Here is an 18,224-nt window from a genome sequence, read left to right as displayed (position 1 = left end):
TAGGCCTCGTGGATTCAGCTTGACAGTTTCACAATTATGAAAAAAGCTAAGCCGATTTCATATTTCCGTTGAGCAGTCCGATGTCGAGCATCGTTGCAACAGAAGCGCCGGCAGGGTCGTCCCGAGGCTTCCGCTTCGCCATGTTGCTGCCGGGCGGGCTGGTCACCTTGTTCCTGATCCTGTTTGCCCTTGGCCTTGTGCTCTTCCTCTCACTTCGCGGCAATGACGGTTCGCTGCTCGGCGCCGGCTTCACGGCAGGCAACTTCATCACCGTGGTCTCCGATCCGCTCTACTGGACGGTGACGCTGCGCTCGCTGGTGATCGCCGGCCTGGTGACGCTGGCGACCGTCGTCACCGCCTATCCCGTCGCCTACTATCTCGCCTTCTATGCCGGCCGCCGCCGCAGCCTGCTTTTGTTTCTGGTGACCCTGCCGTTCTGGACCAGCTATCTCCTGCGCGTCTTCGCCTGGAAGATCGTGCTCGCCTACAACGGCGTCTTGAACTCGGCGCTGATCGACAGCGGCATCTGGTCGGAGCCGACGCTGGCCTTCCTCAACACGCCGGCGGCGGTGGTCGTCACGCTGGCGCATGCCTATGCGCCCTTCGCCATCCTGCCGATCTATGTGGCGCTGGACACCATCCCGAAATCACTGCTCCAAGCCGCCTCCGATCTCGGCGCCAGACCGTTCACGGCGTTTCGCCGCGTCGTCTTGCCCAATTCGATGCCGGGCGTTCTGGCGGCCGCCCTCGTCGTCTTTGTGCCGACCGTCGGCGACTATGTCACCCCGGCCATGGTCGGCGGTCCCGCCAGCACCATGATCGGCACATTGATCCAGTCGCAGTTCGGCAAGGCCAATGACTGGCCGTTCGGGGCGGCACTTTCAGTCTGCGTGATGCTGGTCATCCTCTGCGTGGTGCTGGTCGCACGCGGCGCCGACCGCAAATTCGGCAGCCGCACATGAGCGCGGCGCGGAGAGATGATGGCCGCGGCTGGCTCGGCGTCTATGTGCTTGCCTATCTCGTCTTCCTCTATCTGCCGGTGCTGTTGATCCCGCTGTTTTCCTTCAACAACTCCATCCAGGCCGCGTTTCCGCTGCAGGGCTTCACGCTCGAATGGTATGCGACGCTCTATGGCAATCCGGCGCTGTCCGGCGCGCTTTTGAACAGTCTCGTCATTGGCGTCGTGGCCGCCGCCGGCGCCACGCTCTGCGGCATCACGGTGTCCTACATGGATCTCTATGGCCGCTCGCCGCTCGCCGCCACCATCAGCGCCATCTCCAGGCTGCCGATCCTGATCCCCGGCGTCATCGTCGGCATATCGTTGCTGATCCTCGTCAATCTCATCGGCCTCGGCCCGTCGCGCATCGCCATCGTTCTCGGCCACATACTGGTGGCGCTGCCGACCACCGTGGTGATCATGCGCAGCCGGTTTGCCGCAATTCCGAAAACCATTCGCGAGGCCGCACTCGATCTCGGCGCTTCCGACTGGACGACCTTCCGGCGGGTGATGTTGCCGCTCTCGCTGCCGGCCATCGTCTCGGCCTTCATGCTGGCCTTTCTGATTTCCTTCGACGAGTTCATCGTCGTCTTCTTCCTCGCCGGCACCGAGCCGACGCTGCCGCTCTACATCTGGAGCCAACTGCGTTTTCCTCGCTCGCTGCCGACCGTGATGGCGCTGGGGACAGCTATCCTTGCTGTGTCCGTCATCATCGCCGGCATCGCCGAAATCCTGCGCCATCGCGGGCTGAGCACAGCCCGTCGGACGGCGCCCACCAGTCCAGCCTGAACCATAACAAAAGAGGAGAACCGAAATGGCATTCGACCCGAAATCAATTACTGGGCTGAAATCGATCACTGGCCCGAAATCGATCACTGCAAAGACAGCCCGCACCGGGCTTGCCGCGCTTGCAATCGTCCTGTCGTCGACTGTCGCCTTCGCCGCCGACAAGCTGCAATATTTCACCTGGTCCGGCTATGAACTGCCAGACTTCAACAAGAGCTTCCTGACGGCCCACCCCGATGGCGTCGAGGCCTCGATCTTCGGCGACGACGACGATGCCTTCACCAAGGTCAAGGCCGGCTTCCGCCCCGATATCGCCCATCCCTGCTACGACAAGGTGGCGCGCTGGAACAAGGAAGGCCTGCTGCAGCCGATCGATACCAAGCGCATCAAGAACTGGGATTCGATCTTCCCGGTGTTCAAGAACCTGCCCGACATCCAGGCCGGCGACGGCAAGGTCTGGATGGTGCCGTGGGATTGGGGCAACACCTCGATCCTCTACCGCACCGATCTGGTGAAGAACCCGGAAGCGAGCTGGAACCTTCTGTGGGACAAGCAATATGCCGGCCGCATGGCGACCATCGATGCCGTGCATGACACCCCGATCGTTGCAGCACTTCTGGCCGGCGTAAACCCCTTCGATATGACGCCGGAGCAGATGGACAAGGTGGCGGAAAAATTGCGCGAGCAGCGTCCGCTGCTCTCCAACTACACCACCGACATGACCTCGGTCGAACAGGCGCTGGCCAGCGGCCAGCTGGTCGCCGCCATGACCTGGAACGCGTCGGCAACCTCGCTGAAGAAGCAGGGCGTGCCGGTCGAGTTCATGAAGCCGAAGGAGGGCATGCTGACCTGGGCCTGCGGCTTCGTCATGCTCAAGGACGCCAAAAACGTCGACCTCGCCTATGACTTCATCAACAGCCGGCTCGACGCCGACTCGGGTAAGTACCTGATCCAGGCCTACGGCTATGGCAGCTCGCTGAGCACCGCCTTCGCCGGCGTGGCGAAGGACGAACTGGACAAGCTGCAATTGCCGGCGGACCCGGAGGTGATGCTGAAGACCACCATCTTCACCGGACCGATGAAGCAGAATGACGATGTGGCGAAGATGTTCGAGAAGGTGAAGGCTGGGGGGTGAGCTGAGGCTGGGGTGTCCCCTTCTCCCCTTGTGGGAGAAGGTGGATCGGCGCACAGCGCCGAGACGGATGAGGGGTGTTCCAAGGAACGCCAACGTCTCACTCCGCTGGAACACCCCTCATCCGTCGCCTTCGGCGACACCTTCTCCCACAAGGGGACAAGGGGGAGCCTATCAACCCCGCGCCGCGCCAATAAAGAGACGAGGACCCACGCATGGACATGCTTGACGACGCAACCGAGAAGCCCAAGGCCGACGCCGACATCCGCGTCGGCCGGCGCGTGCGGGCGCTGCGGCTGGAGCGCAATTTGTCGTTGGCCGAGCTTGCGGCAAAAGCCGGCGTGTCGATTGGGGCGCTGAGCCAGATCGAGCGCGGCCTGTCTTCGCTGCGCGTCAAGGTGATCTGGCCGCTGGCCGCCGCTCTCGACATCGAGCCTTCGGCGCTGATCACCGACGGCAACGAAGCCGCCAACGATCTCTATTGCGTGCGCGCCGACAAAAGGCGGCAGCTCCCGGTCAAGTCGGAAGGCATCGCCAAGGCGCTGCTGTCACCGCCGGGCGCGGCGCTGACCGGCCTCTTGGTGACGGTGGAAGCCGATGGCGGCACGGCGGAAGCCTATGCGCATATCGGCCACGAATTCGGCTATGTCCTCTCGGGCGAGGTCGAACTGGTGGTGGACTCGACAAAATACGTGCTGAAGAGCGGCGACTCCTTTGCCTTCAAGAGCACGCTCCTTCATGCCTTCCGCAATCCCGGCACCGAACCTTGCCAGATCCTCTGGGTCAACACCACCAAACCCTCGGAGGTGCGCGATGGCGCCTGACGCACTGGTGCGGCTGGACAAGGTCTCGAAGGTTTTCCCCGGCGGCATTGTTGGGCTCGACGCAGTCGACCTCGATATTATCAGCGGTGAGTTCATCACCCTGCTCGGGCCCTCCGGCTGCGGCAAGACCACCAGCCTGCGCGTCATTGCCGGTTTCGAGAGCCCGTCGAGCGGCAAGGTGCTGCTCGATGGTCGCGACATCACCGCGCTCAGGCCGTTCGACCGTCCCGTCAACACCGTGTTCCAGGATTATGCGCTGTTCCCGCATATGAACGTCGCCGAGAATGTCGGCTTCGGCCTGTCGCTGCGCAAACTGTCCGGCGCCGAGCAGGGAAAGCGCGTCCGCGAAGCCCTCGACATGGTCGGCCTCGCCGACAAGCTCGGCGCCCGCGTTTCCGAACTGTCGGGTGGCCAGCGCCAGCGCGTCGCGCTCGCCCGAGCCATAGTCTGCGAGCCGCGCGTTCTGTTGCTCGATGAACCGCTGTCGGCGCTCGATGCGCATCTGCGCGAACAGATGCAGGTCGAACTGAAGCGGCTGCAGTCGCGGCTCGGCACCACCTTCGTCATGGTCACCCACGACCAGACCGAAGCGCTGTCGATCTCCGACCGCATCGTCGTCATGAACAAGGGCCGCATCGAGCAGATCGCGCCGCCGGCTACGCTTTACGACCGGCCGGCGACGAAATTCGTCGCAAGCTTTATCGGCACCATGAACCTCTTGCAATCGCGCTTCATCGGCCGCGACGGCGACCGCCTGCGCTTCGCCGCTGGCGGGCTTTCGCTGGAAGCAACATCTGAAACCGGCGACACACCCGGCGAAGGCACTGAGCGCACCATCGGCGTTCGCCCCGAGGACTTGCTGGCCACCACCGATGCCGCCGCCGGCACCGCGCCGGCGCGCGTCAACTCCATCGTCTTCCACGGCCGCACGCTGCGGCTGCATGCTGAGCTGGGGCAGGGATTGCCGGTGGTGATCGATGCGCCGCGCCAGGCCGAGGGCTTTCAATTCAGCGTCGGCGACGTGGCGCATATCAGCCTGCGCCGTGGTGCCAACTGCCCTATGCTGCCAAGCTGATCCAACCCAATCCCTTCATCGACGGTTGGATTTAACCTGCTGTGAAGATCGCCAAGGTGGAATTAAGTGTGAATTGACTCGCAAAGGAACATATTCCTACTTTGCGGGATGCCCGAACTAAGCACCCGACCGCGCCGAAATGTGCAAACCCTCTGCTTGGCGCATGAAGTCGGGCAGCTAATTCGTGTTCGATGTCGGAACTGCAACATCACTCGACACTATCTGCCTGGCGATCTCGCAAAGCTGGTTGGTGATATCCCCTTTTGGGATGTGGAGCGGCACATGCGGTGCGAGCGCTGCAAAGGTCGTGAGCTCGATGCAGGCATCATTCTGCCAAGCGCTGCTGAACGCCTTAAAATTTGCGTCAGACGTCTTGTCGAAATCCGCATGGTTCGCCGGGTAATCTGGCGAGACGACAATTGAGGAGAGCCGATTTCGGGCTAAAACAGAGACCCTTGGGCCGGGGCCTGTGGTGGGAACTTGATCTGTGTGGCTGGCTTCTCAACGATCACCAACGCGTCGTTGGGCGCCGTCCGCTGCAAACGCCGTGCTTCCGACCATGGCGCCGTCAGCCAAGCCTCGGTTTCCTCCGGCGTGGTGAGGATCACGGGCATAGCCTTCTCATGTATCGGCGCAATGAGAGCATTAGGCTTGGTGGTCATGAAGGCGTATAGCTCGAAATCGCCGGGGCCATCTTTGACCTTTCGCACGCCCCGCCAAGGCGTCCAGAAACCAGCGAAGAAGAACAGCGGCCGGCTCTCGTCTCGGGCAAACCAGTAATTTCGCTGGATTCCTGTTTCCGGGTCTTTATCGTTCGCGGCAGGGCTGGGCTCGGCAAAGCTGGTCACCGGCACGACACATCTGTGCTCGACCCCGACATACTGCTGCCAGTGCGAATATTGCGGATTGCGGACGTTGGTGGTGCCGTAGTCGGCCTTGCCTTTCATGCGCTCAGGTGGCGTTGGCAAACCCCAAAGCAGTTTCGCCAGCTCACGCTCCCCGTCCGCCGTGTTGCGAACGACCAGGCCAGGTTGATTGGGATAGACATCAAGCGAAGGCTCGAGGTTGCCGCTGATATCGCGCAGTGTGCGGGTCCATTGGCGGACCGCCTCTTGCGTCGTCGTGATGTTGTAGAGGTTGCACATGCACCCAGCATTGCGGAATTGGCTTTTGTCTGCAACCGAAGTCGCTGTCCGACGCCGCCGCAATCGTCGTCACACAGCCGCGCTATATCATCGTCCTGACACACCTTGTCAGCTGTCGTGCGGGTAAAGGTGGCGGGCCGGCAAGCGCTTCCCTACTTCAAACCAGTCTGAACAGGAGGAACACACATGACCATCGCGGATGTTGCCAAGGATTTCACTGAAATGCTCCAGCAGGGGGATCACCTGGGTGCTGGTGAAAAGTACAATGCCGATGATATCGTCAGCCTCGAAGCCATGGAGGGGCCGATGGCCATTGCCCGTGGCAAGGAAGCTCTCAGGCAAAAGGGCGAATGGTGGCAAGCGAACCACGAAGTCCATGGCGGCTCTGTCGAAGGCCCCTATGTCAACGGCGACCAGTTCGCGGTGCGCTTCAAGTTCGACATAACGCCCAAGGCCACCGGCGAACGGGTCACCATGGACGAGGTTGGCCTGTACACGGTCAAGAACGGCAAGATCACAGAAGAGCGCTTCTACTACTGAGCCTGGGTGCCGTCGGGTTCCGGCGCGCTTCGCTGCACGACCCAAAAACTAGGCGGCCGGGACAAAGTCCTGGCCGCAGTGGGAAAAGCTCAAATGGTCTTCACATACTGCGCCAACTGATCGGCCACCGTGCCCCAGCCGTCGAAGAACCCCATCTCTTCATGATTGTTGCGGGTAGCCTCGTCGCGATGGATGGCCGTTGCCGTGTAGCGCGTGCCCTTGTCATCCGACTGAAGCGAAATGACTGCGGTGATGAAGGGCTCGCCGGAGGGCCGATAGCCCGGCAGCAGCGCATCGGTCCACACCAGCCGCTCGTTCGGCACGATCTCGAGATAGCAGCAATGGCGGTCGTTGACCTCCTTGCCGTCGGGCGATTGCATGCGCGTCCGGAACAGTCCGCCCGGACGAAGGTCGATCTCGCAATCGGTGATCAGCCAGGGCTTGGGCGTGAACCATTGCTTGACATGCTCCGGCACCGTCATCGCGCTCCACAAGAGTTCGCGCGGCGCGTCGAGCTTGCGCTCCAGCACAAGGTCCAGTCTGGGGTCGGGCTTGAAGGGATAGCTCACTTTTCTTGCTCCTTGAGGCTCATCACATAGGCGTCGAATTGATCGAGTCGGCGCTCCCACAGCGTGCGCTGTTCGGCCAGCCAGTTTTCGGCGAGCTGCAGCGGTTCGGGCGCCAGCTGATAGGTCCTGGTGCGGCCGATTTTTTCCGATCGCACCAGACCGCAGCCTTCCAGCACTTTCAGATGCTCGATGAAGGAAGGCAGCGCCATCTCGAAAGGCTGCGCCAACTCGCTGACCGAGGCCGGACTGCGGTTCAACCGCTCGACCACGCGCCGCCGCGTCGGGTCAGCCAGCGCGCGGAAGATGCCGTCGATCGGCGGGAGACTTGTAGTTGGGGCGAGGAGGCTTGGCATGGGCGATCCTGAGGTCTGTCGACGCGGTGCAGGCAGATACTTAGGAAATTTCCTTAGTATTGGCAACCTCTAAAAAAGCGCCGCTAGCGATTGGGAAGCTGGCAAAGCGGGGAGGGCGGTTTTAGGCTGTCTGAGGATTCGACTGTCAGTCAAGGGAAGCGCGTTTTGACGATCACCATGTACGGCATCACCACCTGCGACACGATCCGCAAGGCGCGCACCTGGCTGGAGGGCCATGCTGTGCCCTACCGCTTTCACGACTACCGGGCCGAGGGGATAGAGGCGGGCAGACTGGACGGGTGGGTCGGCAAGGTTGGCTGGGAAAAGCTGCTCAACAAGGGCAGCACCACATTTCGCGAACTGCCGGACAAGGACAAGCAAGGGCTCGACGAGAAGAAGGCCAGGAAGCTGATGCTGGCCAACCCGACGATGATCAAGCGCCCGGTGCTCGAGGTCGGGGATGAGATTTTGGTGGGGTTCAAGCCGGAGGCTTATGAAGGGGTGGTGAAGTAGCGTAGCCTTGCCTCGTCAGCCTATGGCGTAGCAAGGAGCGAAGCGACGCAGCGCAGACCCGAGGATGACGAACGCGTGGAGGGCGATCGCTAATTGTGAAGGCTTTCGCTTGCGGCGTATGCAGCGGTTCGCTGTCTCTCAACCCGTCCCGCGCAAATATCCCGCCAACGCCACCGCATTGTTATGCGCCTCGTCATGCGCGCCATAAAGCAGCGTCACCTTGGCCTTGCCGAGCAAGCCACGCAGTTTCGCCACCGCTTCTCTATTCCCATCCAGTTCGACCGAATACCGCACCTGAAACTCCGCCCATCGCGCCGGCTCATGTCCGAACCACCTCCGCAATTCATCGCTCGGCGCGATCTCCTTCAGCCACAGCGTCAGCGCGGCATCCTCCTTGCTGACGCCGCGCGGCCAGATGCGATCGACCAGCACCCGCTGCCCGTCATCGGGCGCGGGTGCTTCGTAAATTCGCTTGACCGTCAGGTCGAAGGCCATCCGCCCCCTTTACGCCCACTCGCCCTTGCGCATCACCGGCACGCGGCGGCCATCCTTATGCACGCCGTCTATGTCGATCTTGTCCGAGCCGATCATCCAGTCGATGTGGATAAAACTCTTGTTGCCGCCGCGCTGGGCGATTTCGTCCTGGCTGAGCGAGGCGCCGTCGACGAAGCATTTTGAATAGCACTGCCCGAGCGCGATGTGGCAGGCGGCGTTCTCGTCGAACAGCGTGTTGAAGAACAGCAGGCCGCTGGCCGAGATCGGCGAGGAATGCGGCACCAGCGCCACCTCGCCGAGCCGGCGCGAACCCTCGTCGGTGTCGAGCACTCTCTTCAGCACGTCCTCGCCCTTCGAAGCCTTGGCTTCGACGATCCTGCCCTCTTCGAAACGCACCGAGATATCGTCGATCAGCGTGCCTTGGTAGGACAGCGGCTTGGTCGAGGATACATGGCCGGAGACGCGCCGTGCATGCGGCGTGGTGAAGACCTCCTCGGTCGGGATGTTCGGATTGCAGGTGACGCCGTTCTTGGCAGTCGAGGCGCCGCCCATCCATTCATGGCCATCGGCCAGCCCGACGGTCAGGTCGGTGCCCGGGCCGCTGAAATGCAGATCATGGAAATTGTGCTCGTTCAGCCACTTTGTGCGGCCGCGCAGCGCTGCATTGTGCGCCGTCCAGTTTGCGATCGGGTCTTCCACATCGACCCGTGATGCCGAAAAGATCGCATCGGCGAGCTTCACCACCGCGACATCGTCGGCATCGCCGGGGAAGACCTGTTTTGCCCAGGCGAGATCCGGGTAGGCGACGATGTTCCAGTTGATGTCGAAGCCGGTGATCTTTTCCAGCGCCGGCTGGTAGGCCATCGAGTTCGCCTTGTTGGCGCGCGCCACTTTCGCCGGGTCCTGCGCCGACAACAGCGACGGGTCCTCGCCGCGCACGGCAAGCCGCGCCGCATTGTTGGAAAAGGCCTTCGCCATGCCTTCATACATCCAGCCGGCGGCGCGGTCGAAGCCGGCATCCGCGCCGTAGCGGAAGCGCGCCAGCATGATCTCGTCATCGTTGAAGATCGGCGTCACCAGGCCGGCGCCCGCTTTATAAGCGTGCTCAACGATGCGCCTGGTCAGCGGCAGTGCGGCGATCGACGAGGTCAGCACCAGATCCTGCCCCGGCTGCAATTGCAGCCCGACCTTGATGGCGACTTCCGCCAGCCTGTCGAGCTTCACCGGGTCGATCGTTGCGGAAACGCCGCGCGAATGTGTGGTCATGATCCTGCCTGCCTTGGTCCGGGAGTGAGAGTTCCAACATAGGCCGGCGCGGCTGTCCTTTCCAGCACCGTCGCGACGGACAGCCCTAGGCAGCGCTTTCCAGCGCGCTAAACTGCGCCACGGTCGCCGCGATTTCCTCGCGGATCCAGATCTTGAAATCGCGCACCTTGCGGCTTTCGGTCTTGGTCGCCGAGGTCACCAGCCAGTAGCCGAGGCCGCTCTGCGCCCGCACGCCGAAAGGCGCGACGAGGCGGCCGTCGGCCAGCGCATCGGCGGCCAGCAATTGCCAGCCGAGCATGACGCCATGGCCGGCGATCGCCGATTCCAGGCACAGCATCGGGTCGGTGAAGCGCGCGCCCTTGCGGAAGCTGACCGGCTCGGCCCCGGCAGCCTTGAACCAGCTCTCCCAGTTGATCATCGCCCGTTCGTCGGTGATGGCGCAGGTCTGCGCCAGGTCTTCGATCGACTTCAGTTTCTTGGCGATCACCGGCGCGCAGACCGGAAAGACTTCCTGCGCCAACAAAAGTTCCGCCCGGCCGCCCGGCCATTTGCCGTCGCCAAGCCGGATGGCTATGTCGATGTCGGAGCGCTCGAGATCGGCCAGCCGCACCGAGGCGTCGATGCGCAGCAGCACGTTGGGATGGCGGTCGAAATGCCGCGACAATCGCGGCAGCAGCCATTTCGAAGCGAAGGCCGGCGCCACCGAAACCACCAGCGTGCACTGGCTTGCCTCGTCCGCCAGCGCCACCGCTTGCGCCAGCTCGCGAAAACCGGCGCCAAGCCGGGCGGAAAAAACCGTGCCGAACTCGGTCAGCACCAGCCCGCTCGCCGTTCGTTCGAACAGCGCCTGTCCAAGCTGCTTTTCGGTGCGGTTGATCTGCTGGCTGACGGCGCTGACGGAGACGTTGAGCTCGCCGGCAGCGGCCGCCAGCGAGCCGAGGCGGGCGACGGTTTCGACGGCGCGCAGGCCGTTGAGATGGACGCGGTTCAGCATAGCCATTCCAGTTTTTCTAAACCGGCGCGGCCGAAATCTCAATTGAAAGACGGCGAGACAGGGCAGATTCTAGCGGGACAGTCAGACCGAGGAGGCGAGGATGGTGACGATCGTATCATTGCTCAAAGTCTTTGCCGCCGGCTACACGCGGCGGCGCCATGACGGGGATGTCCTCAATTGGGTGACCGATCCGCTGTCGCATCCCGTGCTCGACACCATGTCGGAGCGCGAACTCGGCGACATGCCGTTTCGCCTGACGGCGCGCCGCACCGCCTACGAGACCGGCGCAATCGGCTGTGGTTGAGATTCTTAGACATTAGTCGCGAGCCACTGGCCCAACACAAAGCGGATTGTTTCGGCGGCCGCCAAATCTATTGTGCGCTGCGATGAACGCTGCGCCATCACCCTTGCGTCTAGCCGTAGCCGGCATGATCGCCATGGCCGTTGCCATGGGCATTGGCCGCTTCGTCTACACCCCGATCCTGCCCGGCATGATGGAGGAACTGCATCTGTCGCCGGCCGATGCCGGCTGGATCGCTTCGGCCAACTATCTCGGCTACCTCGCCGGCGCGCTTGCGGCGGCCGGCGGCTGGGCGCATGGGCGCGAGCGGCTGCTGATGTTTGGCGGCCTTGCCGCAAGTGCTGCGCTCGCCGGCCTGATGGGGCTGAGCGAGACGATGACCGCCTTTGTCGTCATCCGCTTCCTTGCCGGCCTGGCCAGTGCCTTCGTCATGGTGTTCATGGCCTCGATCGTCTTTGGTCATTTGGCAGCCGCCAACAGAAGCGACCTGCAGGCGCTGCATTTCGGCGGCGTCGGTCTCGGCATCGCGGCATCCTCGGCGCTGATGGCGGTTCTGGTCACCGAACATGCCGGCTGGGCGTCGGGCTGGCTGTGGTCGGCGGCGATTTCCGCCGGCGGCCTTGCGCTTGTCGCCTGGCTTGCCGGCGGCACCGCGCCCGCTACCGGCCTGGCCGGGCGCGAACCGGCGCTGCCCAAGGACCGGTCGCTGATAAAAGTTATCGTTGCCTACGGCCTGTTCGGCTTCGGCTACGTGGTGACGGCGACGTTCCTCGTTGCCATCGTGCGCCAGGGCGGCGACGGCCGCGTCTTCGAGGCGACCGTCTGGATGGTCACCGGCCTTGCCGGCTTCCCCTCGGTGTGGCTGTGGCAGAAGGTAGCGGCACGGATCGGGCTTTATGCCGCCTATGCCTTGGGCTGCCTGGTCGAATTGGTCGGCGTCACCGCCAGCGTCGCCATGGGCGGCGCCGCCGGCCCGTTGCTCGCGGGCGTCCTGCTCGGCGGCACCTTCATCGCCGTTACAGCACTCGGCCTGCAGACCGCCAGGCAGCTCGTGCCGCAGGCGCCGCGCCGGATCTTCGCCATGATGACCGCCGCCTTCGGCATCGGCCAGATCGTCGGCCCTGTCGTCGCCGGCCTGCTGGCGCAAGCCTCGGGCAACTTCTTCCTCGCCTCGATCGTCGCTGCTGGCGTATTGGTGGTATCTGCTGGGATCACCTGGTCGGCCGCGCCAAAATCGCCATGATTGTGGTCTTGCTCGATGCCGGGCATCGGGTACGGGCATTTGCTTTCCACCTAATGTGTGACTTTATGCCCGCCGAACCCCGCTGATTTGCGCACCGACCGAGGATTTCACCACAGTGTTCGTATCCTTCTTCCCGCAGCCGAAGCTGTTTTTCATCTCGGCCGTCGTCTGGACTGCGGTTCTCGTGGCAGCCTGGTTCCTCGGTGCTGACCAGCTTGGCGCGTTTCTCGGCTTGCCTCCGGCTCTTGCCGACGCGCCGCCCATCATAGGCGTCTCGGTGTTCTGGTCGCCTCCGTTCCTCTGGTTCTACATCTACTATGCGCTTGGCGTTTTGATATTCTATGGCTTCTGGCACTGGTATTCTCCGCACCCGTGGGACCAATGGTCTATCCTCGGCAGTTCGCTGCTCCTGTTCACGACCTACTTTCAGGTGCAGGTAAGCGTGGCGATCAACGCATGGTATGGACCATTCTGGGACCTCATTCAGGGCATCGTTAGCAAAACGGTCAAGGCAACCGAGGCTGATCTTTACGCTCAAATAATCACTTTCCTCGGTATCGCTCTTGTCGCGGTTACCGTGTTCGTTTTGACAAACTTCTTCGTCAGCCACTGGGTGTTTCGCTGGCGCACTGCGATGAACAATTACTACATGTCCTATTGGCCGAAGCTGCGCCATATTGAGGGCGCTGCACAGCGTGTGCAGGAAGACACGATGCGGTTTTCCAAGATAATGGAAGACCTTGGCACTAGCTTCGTCGATTCCATCATGACGCTTATCGCTTTCATGCCGATCCTGCTCAGTTATTCTAAGCATGTCACAGAGTTGCCATTGATCGGTCATGTTCCTCAGCCGCTGGTTTTGGCTGCGATCTTCTGGGCAGTCTTCGGTACAGTCATCATTGCGACCGCAGGCATCAAGCTTCCTGGCTTGCAGTTTCGTAACCAGCGCGTCGAGGCAGCATATCGCAAGGAACTCGTCTACGGTGAGGACGATCCGGCCCGGGCGCAGCCGCGGACCGTCGCGGAGCTGTTTGCGAGTGTGCGGCAAAACTACTTTCGCCTGTATTTCCACTATGTGTATTTCAACGTGGTCCGCTATCTTTATCTTCAGACCAACAACGTCTTCTCCTACTTCCTGATGGTGCCTTCCATGATCGCTGGAACGCTGACGCTGGGTCTCATCAACCAGGTCAGTTCAGCCTTCAGTCAGGTAACCAACTCATTCCAGTATCTCGTCAATTCTTGGTCGACGATTGTCGAGCTTCTGTCAGTTCACAAGCGCCTTCGCGCCTTCGAGGCGACGATTCGCGGCGAGCCGCTGCCCGACATTGACCGCCACTTCATGGAGCGTCAGGAACAGGCAAAGGAACCCGACCCGGCTTGATCCTATTTGCACAGACGGTTGGCGGCTCAGCCGCCCACCGCCGCCTGCCTCTCGCTACCACGTTGCCGCTGCACAAAATCGCGAAAACTGATGCATTCGACGTCGGCTTTCACGCACGTCTCGTCGGCAAAGCGCTCCAGCGCGTTCCAGTAGGCGCCGTTGTTCATCAAGGTGAAGTGGAAGCTCAACACCAGCGGGATGCGCTTGCCCTGATATTGCTTGTCGAAGGCGGCACGGAAGGCCTGGTAGGTCCGATCGCTGAACTCGGCTGCCTGGCTCGGCCGCTCGAAACCGCCGGAATGCCGGACATAAAGATTGTAGTCCATGGCGATCACCGGCCTTGAGTTCGGGCCTTCCGGGATCTGCGGCAGCGAAAAGCGGGTCAGGCCGCCGCCGGTCGGCGGCTCGACCGGGCCATTCGAAACGCCGCTGGCGTCATAGTGGTAGCCGGCTTCATCCAGGGCCTCGTAGAGCCCTTTGCCGGTCGAGAGGTAGGGTGCGCGAAAGCCGACAACGGCATGGGCGATAGCGCGCCAGCCTGCCGGCTCGGGCGCAATGCCGTTGATTGCATAGGCGTTCTCCAGAATGCGCTCGAACGAGGCGAATTCCTTCAGCCAGTCGGCCTTGCTCCAGTCCTTGCCGTCGAAATGGCCGCAGCCATGGCTGGCGATGTCATGGCCTTCCGAAGCGGCGAGCCCGATCTGATCGAGCCGATCGGCGACGTCCTGCTTCGAAGCGGCAAAGCCGATGTTGGATTTGCCCGCAGACTTGGCCGGAGCTGTGTAGTCGGCCCGCGTCTGCGGCGACAGCAGGAAGACGCAGGACAAAAAGTAGGTGAAATGCGCGCCGGTGCGCTTGGCCAGCGCCCGGCTGCGCTGCCATTGCGAGATCTCCCGGGCGCTATCGAACGAGATGATGACGATTTGCTTCGGCTTTGCCGGGGCAGGCGGCGCCGGCGGGTCGGCGAAAGCCGCACCAGCCATGGCAAGCACGGCTGAGGAAAACGCAACAACGCGGGACAAACGTGGCATCGGCAATCTGGGCTTGATCTGGAGGCAGTCCAAGCCGGCTATCGGCAAAATGTGGCGTGGGTGCGATCAACGTCGGCAGCTATGCGCCCGGCGATTAGCCGATTTTCCTGCCGAGCCCCTTCCATGCCCGCGAAATTTCGCTAAAACGCGGGCTCAAGAAGCGCCCCTGTTAGGGCAGCAATGGTTTTGATTGATGTCCGACGACAGTTTTATCCGCGAAGTCAACGACGAGATCCGTCGCGAGCAGGCGCAGGCGCTATGGGACCGCTTTGGTCCGGCGATCCTTGTCCTCGCCATCCTGGTGGTGCTTGGCACCGCTGCCTTCGTCGGCTACCGCTATTGGGACGAGACCCGCGCCAATCGCTCCGGCGATGCGTTCTCGCAGGCGCTGAAGCTTGCCAATGACGGCAAGAGCGACGAAGCGCTGACCGCGCTCGAACAGCTGGAAAAGGACGGCTACGGCGCCTATCCGCTGCTCGCCCGCATGCGCGCGGCAACCGTAAAGGCCGACAAGGGCGACTTTACCGCCGCCGTCGCGGATTTCGATGGCGTCGCCGCCGACACCGCCATTCCCCAGGGCATTCGCGACATGGCGCGCCTGCGGGCAGCTCTGCTGCTCGTCGACCACGGCTCCTTCGCCGACGTCTCCAGCCGCGTCGAGGCGCTGACCGCCGACAACAACACGCTGCGCCACACAGCGCGCGAAGCGCTCGGCCTTGCCGCCTGGAAAGACGGCAAGACCCAGGACGCGCTGAAACTGTTCGACCAGATCGCCGCCGATGACGGCGCCCCGCGCAATGCGCGCCAGCGGGCGACGCTGATGTCGGAATTGATCCGCGGCTCGGACGCGTCATGATACGCATCGCCCAAAGCCTGCCCTCGGGCCTGACCCAAGGGTGCGCTGCGGTTCGGGCGATGATATGGGTGGCCGGATGAGCTTCAAAGTCGCCATTATCGGCCGTCCCAACGTCGGCAAATCGACGCTTTTCAACCGGCTGGTGGGACGGAAGCTGGCGCTTGTCGACGACACGCCGGGCGTCACCCGCGACCGTCGCGTCCACGCGGCCAAACTCTACGATCTGCATTTCGACGTCATCGACACCGCCGGCTTCGAGGACGCGGCCGCCTCGACGCTGCCCGGCCGCATGCGCGCGCAGACCGAGATCGCGATCCGCGAAGCCGACCTGATCTTCTTCACCATCGACGCCAAGTCCGGGCTTTTGCCCGACGACCGCACCTTTGCCGAGATCGTGCGCAAGTCCGGCAAGCCGGTCGTGCTGGTCGCCAACAAGGCCGAGGCCAAGGGCGCCCAGGGCGGCATGCTGGAAGCCTGGGAACTGGGCTTGGGCGAGCCGATCCCGGTCTCGGCCGAGCACGGCCAGGGCATGCCCGATCTGCGCGACGCGGTGATCGAGGCGCTGGGCAAAGACCGCGCCTTCGGCGAGGAAGAAGACGAGGCCGAGGACGTCGCCGCCAGCGAGGTGCTGATCGGCGAGGACATCACCGATCCCGACGCCGAACCCGCCTATGACGACACCAAGCCGATGCGCATCGCCGTCGTCGGCCGGCCCAATGCCGGCAAGTCGACGCTGATCAACGCGTTGATCGGCGAGGAGCGGCTGCTGACCGGCCCGGAAGCCGGCATCACCCGCGATTCCATCTCCGTCGACTGGGACTGGCATGGCCGCCGGCTAAAACTGTTCGACACTGCCGGCATGCGCCGCAAGGCCAGGATCCACGAGAAGCTGGAAGTGATGTCGGTGCAGGACGGCTTGCGCGCCATCCGCTTTGCCGAGATCGTCATCATCGTGCTCGACGCCACCATCCCGTTCGAGAAGCAGGATCTGCAGATCGCCGACCTGATCATCCGCGAAGGCAGGGCGCCGGTCATCGCCTTCAACAAATGGGACCTGATCGACAATCCGCAGGAACTGCTGACGGAACTGCGCGAAAAGACCACACGGCTTTTGCCGCAGGTGCGCGGCATCCAGGCGGTGACGGTTTCGGCCGAGACCGGCCGCAGCCTCGACAAGCTGATGGATGCCGTCATCAAGACGCACAAGGTGTGGAACAGCCGCGTTTCCACCGGCAAGCTCAACCGTTGGCTGGAAAGCATTCTGGCGCATCACCCGCCACCCGCCGTCGCCGGCCGCCGGCTCAAGGTCAAATATGTCACCCAGGCCAAGACCCGGCCGCCGGGTTTCGTCGTCCAGTGCTCGCGGCCCGACGCGATGCCGCAATCCTACGTGCGCTACCTCTCCAACAGCCTGCGCGAAGCCTTCGACATGCCCGGCGTGCCGATCCGGATAGCGCTGCGGACTTCGGACAACCCGTTCGCGGGGAGAGCGAACAAGCGCAAGTGAGCGATGACGGTTGCGGAATTCTCCGCAAGATTGGCGGGACAGCACCCCCCTCTGCCCTGCCGGGCATCTCCCCCGCAAGGGGGGAGATCAGTCGTTTCGTCTTTGGAGCCTCTCTTGCAACGTTGAAAATTGGCGAAAGCATTCGCGAGATCCAATCTCCCCCCTTGCGGGGGAGATGTCCGGCAGGACAGAGGGGGGTGTGACGGAACGCTACGCTGGACAGCCGCTTCCGTCTAAGCGACCTCTCTCAACCGCTCGTCCTGCGGCAGCGCCGCCACCGCCGCCTGCCACAATATATCCGCCAGCCGCGCCGCCACCGGGTCCAGTTCGGCGTCTTTCTGGTGCAGCACCAGCGCCATGGTCGGCAGCGCGGGTAAGCCCAGCGTTTGCGGCGCCATCGCCCTGACATTGGCCGGCAGGCCGATATCCGTGCGGATGGTCAGGCCGAGGCCGGCGGCGACCGCCGCCCAGATGCCGCCAAGGCTGGGGCTGGAGAAGGCCATCCGCCATGGCAGGCCGGCGCGGTCGAGCGTTTCCGTCGTCACCGTGCGCAGCAGGCATGGCGCTTCCAGTGCCACCAGCGGCAGTGCCTCGCCCTCGCGCAGCCTGGTCTCGATCAGCTTTGCCGGCCCGATCCAGCGCAATTGCGCGTCGCCGACATGCCGGCTGTAAGGCAGCGCCTGGCCGCTGTCCCAGGCCAGCGCAATGTCGAGATTGCCTGATGTGATCCGCTCGGCGAGTTCATAGCTGCGCCCGATCCGCGCCTCGATCTTGACCTTGGGGTGCGCGCGGGCGAAGCGTCCGAGCACCTCCGGCAGCACCGCCTCGCCGAAATCCTCCTGCAGGCCGAGCCTGACCCAGCCTTCCAGTTCCACGTCGTGGATGGCCGAGGCCGCCTCGTCGTTCAACTCGAGCAGCCGCCTGGCATAGCCGAGCATGGTTTCGCCGGCTTCGGTCAACGCCAGTCCGCGGCCCGACTTGCGGAAGATCGGCGTCGCCGCCTGGTCCTCCAGCTTCTTCAGTTGCGCGCTCACCGCCGAGGTCGAGCGTCCAAGCCGGTCGGCGGCTTTGGCGAAGCTGCCGAGTTCCATGCCGGTGACGAAGCTTCGGAGGACATCGAGGTCGAAGGTTACGCGGCGCATCACAACGATCCTGTTTTTCGGGAACAATTGTCAAAAACTTCCCGATATTCGGGATGAAGTTATGGCGGTAA

The 18,224-nt window shown here is 63.0% G+C and carries 20 protein-coding genes; 12 read left to right on the top strand and 8 right to left on the bottom strand.

The genetic code is table 11. The annotated features are described in order from the left end of the window. The first annotated feature begins 80 nt into the window (after positions 1 to 80). The 5 genes from NLY43_RS08815 to NLY43_RS08795 all read left to right on the top strand — a co-directional run bounded on the left by NLY43_RS08815 (position 81) and on the right by NLY43_RS08795 (position 4,814). Positions 81 to 962, top strand: a complete 882-nt coding sequence (locus tag NLY43_RS08815; protein WP_023709909.1) for an ABC transporter permease — start codon at positions 81 to 83, stop codon at positions 960 to 962. Next, positions 959 to 1,786, top strand: a complete 828-nt coding sequence (locus NLY43_RS08810) for an ABC transporter permease (protein WP_023709184.1) — start codon at positions 959 to 961, stop codon at positions 1,784 to 1,786. Before NLY43_RS08815 ends, NLY43_RS08810 begins: the two co-directional genes overlap by 4 nt. 25 nt (positions 1,787 to 1,811) lie before the next feature. After that, positions 1,812 to 2,918: an ABC transporter substrate-binding protein gene (locus tag NLY43_RS08805; protein WP_023668506.1), complete on the top strand. Its 1,107-nt coding sequence runs from the start codon at positions 1,812 to 1,814 to the stop codon at positions 2,916 to 2,918. A gap of 212 nt (positions 2,919 to 3,130) precedes the next feature. Continuing rightward, positions 3,131 to 3,739, top strand: a complete 609-nt coding sequence (locus NLY43_RS08800) for a helix-turn-helix domain-containing protein (RefSeq protein ID WP_023687089.1) — start codon at positions 3,131 to 3,133, stop codon at positions 3,737 to 3,739. After that, positions 3,729 to 4,814 (top strand): ABC transporter ATP-binding protein, encoded by a 1,086-nt coding sequence (locus NLY43_RS08795; RefSeq protein WP_023709908.1) that lies wholly within the window; start codon positions 3,729 to 3,731, stop codon positions 4,812 to 4,814. Before NLY43_RS08800 ends, NLY43_RS08795 begins: the two co-directional genes overlap by 11 nt. 440 nt (positions 4,815 to 5,254) lie before the next feature. Here NLY43_RS08795 and NLY43_RS08790 read toward each other — a convergent pair whose 3' ends face one another. Further along, positions 5,255 to 5,959, bottom strand: a complete 705-nt coding sequence (locus NLY43_RS08790; RefSeq protein ID WP_023709907.1) for an SOS response-associated peptidase — start codon at positions 5,957 to 5,959, stop codon at positions 5,255 to 5,257. A 186-nt stretch (positions 5,960 to 6,145) separates the two neighbouring features. Here NLY43_RS08790 and NLY43_RS08785 point away from each other — a divergent pair, with 186 nt between their 5' ends. Continuing rightward, complete coding sequence (locus NLY43_RS08785; RefSeq protein ID WP_023668502.1) at positions 6,146 to 6,499, top strand: nuclear transport factor 2 family protein; 354 nt, start codon at positions 6,146 to 6,148, stop codon at positions 6,497 to 6,499. Positions 6,500 to 6,588: 89 nt separating this feature from the next. Here the strand turns inward: NLY43_RS08785 and NLY43_RS08780 are convergent, their stop codons facing one another. Then, positions 6,589 to 7,068 carry an SRPBCC family protein gene (locus tag NLY43_RS08780; protein ID WP_023668501.1) on the bottom strand — a complete coding sequence of 160 codons (480 nt, stop codon included), beginning with the start codon at positions 7,066 to 7,068 and terminating at the stop codon, positions 6,589 to 6,591. Continuing rightward, positions 7,065 to 7,421 carry an ArsR/SmtB family transcription factor gene (locus NLY43_RS08775; RefSeq protein ID WP_023668500.1) on the bottom strand — a complete coding sequence of 119 codons (357 nt, stop codon included), beginning with the start codon at positions 7,419 to 7,421 and terminating at the stop codon, positions 7,065 to 7,067. The genes NLY43_RS08780 and NLY43_RS08775 overlap by 4 nt, the downstream gene beginning before the upstream one ends. 165 nt (positions 7,422 to 7,586) lie before the next feature. Here NLY43_RS08775 and NLY43_RS08770 point away from each other — a divergent pair, with 165 nt between their 5' ends. Continuing rightward, on the top strand, positions 7,587 to 7,934 hold the full coding sequence (locus tag NLY43_RS08770; RefSeq protein WP_023709906.1) for an ArsC family reductase: 348 nt from the start codon (positions 7,587 to 7,589) through the stop codon (positions 7,932 to 7,934). Between the two features lie 138 nt (positions 7,935 to 8,072). On the opposite strand, the gene NLY43_RS08765 is transcribed toward NLY43_RS08770, so the two are convergent. The 3 genes from NLY43_RS08765 to NLY43_RS08755 all read right to left on the bottom strand — a co-directional run bounded on the left by NLY43_RS08765 (position 8,073) and on the right by NLY43_RS08755 (position 10,695). Beyond that, on the bottom strand, positions 8,073 to 8,429 hold the full coding sequence (locus NLY43_RS08765) for a DUF488 domain-containing protein (protein ID WP_023668498.1): 357 nt from the start codon (positions 8,427 to 8,429) through the stop codon (positions 8,073 to 8,075). A gap of 9 nt (positions 8,430 to 8,438) precedes the next feature. Beyond that, complete coding sequence (locus NLY43_RS08760; RefSeq protein WP_023668497.1) at positions 8,439 to 9,695, bottom strand: aminopeptidase; 1,257 nt, start codon at positions 9,693 to 9,695, stop codon at positions 8,439 to 8,441. Between the two features lie 85 nt (positions 9,696 to 9,780). Next, entirely contained in the window at positions 9,781 to 10,695 is a 915-nt protein-coding gene (locus NLY43_RS08755) for a LysR substrate-binding domain-containing protein (protein WP_023687096.1), read from the bottom strand. Between the two features lie 94 nt (positions 10,696 to 10,789). Here NLY43_RS08755 and NLY43_RS08750 point away from each other — a divergent pair, with 94 nt between their 5' ends. The 3 genes from NLY43_RS08750 (at position 10,790) to sbmA (ending at position 13,617) form a co-directional block, all read left to right on the top strand. Then, entirely contained in the window at positions 10,790 to 10,993 is a 204-nt protein-coding gene (locus NLY43_RS08750) for a hypothetical protein (protein ID WP_023692120.1), read from the top strand. Positions 10,994 to 11,075: 82 nt separating this feature from the next. Further along, positions 11,076 to 12,233, top strand: coding sequence for a YbfB/YjiJ family MFS transporter (locus NLY43_RS08745; protein WP_023709905.1), 1,158 nt, complete (start codon positions 11,076 to 11,078; stop codon positions 12,231 to 12,233). 115 nt (positions 12,234 to 12,348) lie between these two features. Then, positions 12,349 to 13,617, top strand: a complete 1,269-nt coding sequence (sbmA, locus tag NLY43_RS08740) for a peptide antibiotic transporter SbmA (RefSeq protein ID WP_023709904.1) — start codon at positions 12,349 to 12,351, stop codon at positions 13,615 to 13,617. Positions 13,618 to 13,643: 26 nt separating this feature from the next. On the opposite strand, the gene NLY43_RS08735 is transcribed toward sbmA, so the two are convergent. After that, positions 13,644 to 14,648, bottom strand: a complete 1,005-nt coding sequence (locus NLY43_RS08735) for a polysaccharide deacetylase family protein (RefSeq protein ID WP_023709903.1) — start codon at positions 14,646 to 14,648, stop codon at positions 13,644 to 13,646. A gap of 193 nt (positions 14,649 to 14,841) precedes the next feature. Between NLY43_RS08735 and NLY43_RS08730 the strand changes: the two genes are divergently transcribed. Both NLY43_RS08730 and der read left to right on the top strand, forming a co-directional pair. Next, positions 14,842 to 15,504 carry a tetratricopeptide repeat protein gene (locus NLY43_RS08730; protein WP_023709902.1) on the top strand — a complete coding sequence of 221 codons (663 nt, stop codon included), beginning with the start codon at positions 14,842 to 14,844 and terminating at the stop codon, positions 15,502 to 15,504. A gap of 76 nt (positions 15,505 to 15,580) precedes the next feature. Further along, positions 15,581 to 17,011: a ribosome biogenesis GTPase Der gene (gene der / locus NLY43_RS08725; protein ID WP_023668490.1), complete on the top strand. Its 1,431-nt coding sequence runs from the start codon at positions 15,581 to 15,583 to the stop codon at positions 17,009 to 17,011. 233 nt (positions 17,012 to 17,244) lie between these two features. Here the strand turns inward: der and NLY43_RS08720 are convergent, their stop codons facing one another. Beyond that, positions 17,245 to 18,153 (bottom strand): LysR substrate-binding domain-containing protein, encoded by a 909-nt coding sequence (locus NLY43_RS08720; protein WP_023687102.1) that lies wholly within the window; start codon positions 18,151 to 18,153, stop codon positions 17,245 to 17,247. Positions 18,154 to 18,224 lie beyond the last annotated feature (71 nt).

This window comes from Mesorhizobium sp. C416B (genome assembly GCF_030323165.1).
GTDB lineage: Bacteria > Pseudomonadota > Alphaproteobacteria > Rhizobiales > Rhizobiaceae > Mesorhizobium.
The sequence above is the reverse complement of the archived record's forward strand: the minus strand, read 5'-3'. Positions and strand labels throughout refer to the sequence as shown.

Bases quoted from the DNA above. Each gene is read 5' to 3' on its own strand.
- NLY43_RS08815 (WP_023709909.1), top strand. From the start codon at position 81: ATGTCGAGCATCGTTGCAACAGAAGCGCCGGCAGGGTCGTCCCGAGGC.
- NLY43_RS08810 (WP_023709184.1), top strand. From the start codon at position 959: ATGAGCGCGGCGCGGAGAGATGATGGCCGCGGCTGGCTCGGCGTCTAT.
- NLY43_RS08805 (WP_023668506.1), top strand. From the start codon at position 1,812: ATGGCATTCGACCCGAAATCAATTACTGGGCTGAAATCGATCACTGGC.
- NLY43_RS08800 (WP_023687089.1), top strand. From the start codon at position 3,131: ATGGACATGCTTGACGACGCAACCGAGAAGCCCAAGGCCGACGCCGAC.
- NLY43_RS08795 (WP_023709908.1), top strand. From the start codon at position 3,729: ATGGCGCCTGACGCACTGGTGCGGCTGGACAAGGTCTCGAAGGTTTTC.
- NLY43_RS08790 (WP_023709907.1), bottom strand. From the start codon at position 5,959: ATGTGCAACCTCTACAACATCACGACGACGCAAGAGGCGGTCCGCCAA.
- NLY43_RS08785 (WP_023668502.1), top strand. From the start codon at position 6,146: ATGACCATCGCGGATGTTGCCAAGGATTTCACTGAAATGCTCCAGCAG.
- NLY43_RS08775 (WP_023668500.1), bottom strand. From the start codon at position 7,421: ATGCCAAGCCTCCTCGCCCCAACTACAAGTCTCCCGCCGATCGACGGC.
- NLY43_RS08765 (WP_023668498.1), bottom strand. From the start codon at position 8,429: ATGGCCTTCGACCTGACGGTCAAGCGAATTTACGAAGCACCCGCGCCC.
- NLY43_RS08760 (WP_023668497.1), bottom strand. From the start codon at position 9,695: ATGACCACACATTCGCGCGGCGTTTCCGCAACGATCGACCCGGTGAAG.
- NLY43_RS08755 (WP_023687096.1), bottom strand. From the start codon at position 10,695: ATGGCTATGCTGAACCGCGTCCATCTCAACGGCCTGCGCGCCGTCGAA.
- NLY43_RS08750 (WP_023692120.1), top strand. From the start codon at position 10,790: ATGGTGACGATCGTATCATTGCTCAAAGTCTTTGCCGCCGGCTACACG.
- NLY43_RS08745 (WP_023709905.1), top strand. From the start codon at position 11,076: ATGAACGCTGCGCCATCACCCTTGCGTCTAGCCGTAGCCGGCATGATC.
- NLY43_RS08735 (WP_023709903.1), bottom strand. From the start codon at position 14,648: ATGCCACGTTTGTCCCGCGTTGTTGCGTTTTCCTCAGCCGTGCTTGCC.
- NLY43_RS08730 (WP_023709902.1), top strand. From the start codon at position 14,842: ATGTCCGACGACAGTTTTATCCGCGAAGTCAACGACGAGATCCGTCGC.
- der (WP_023668490.1), top strand. From the start codon at position 15,581: ATGAGCTTCAAAGTCGCCATTATCGGCCGTCCCAACGTCGGCAAATCG.
- NLY43_RS08720 (WP_023687102.1), bottom strand. From the start codon at position 18,153: ATGCGCCGCGTAACCTTCGACCTCGATGTCCTCCGAAGCTTCGTCACC.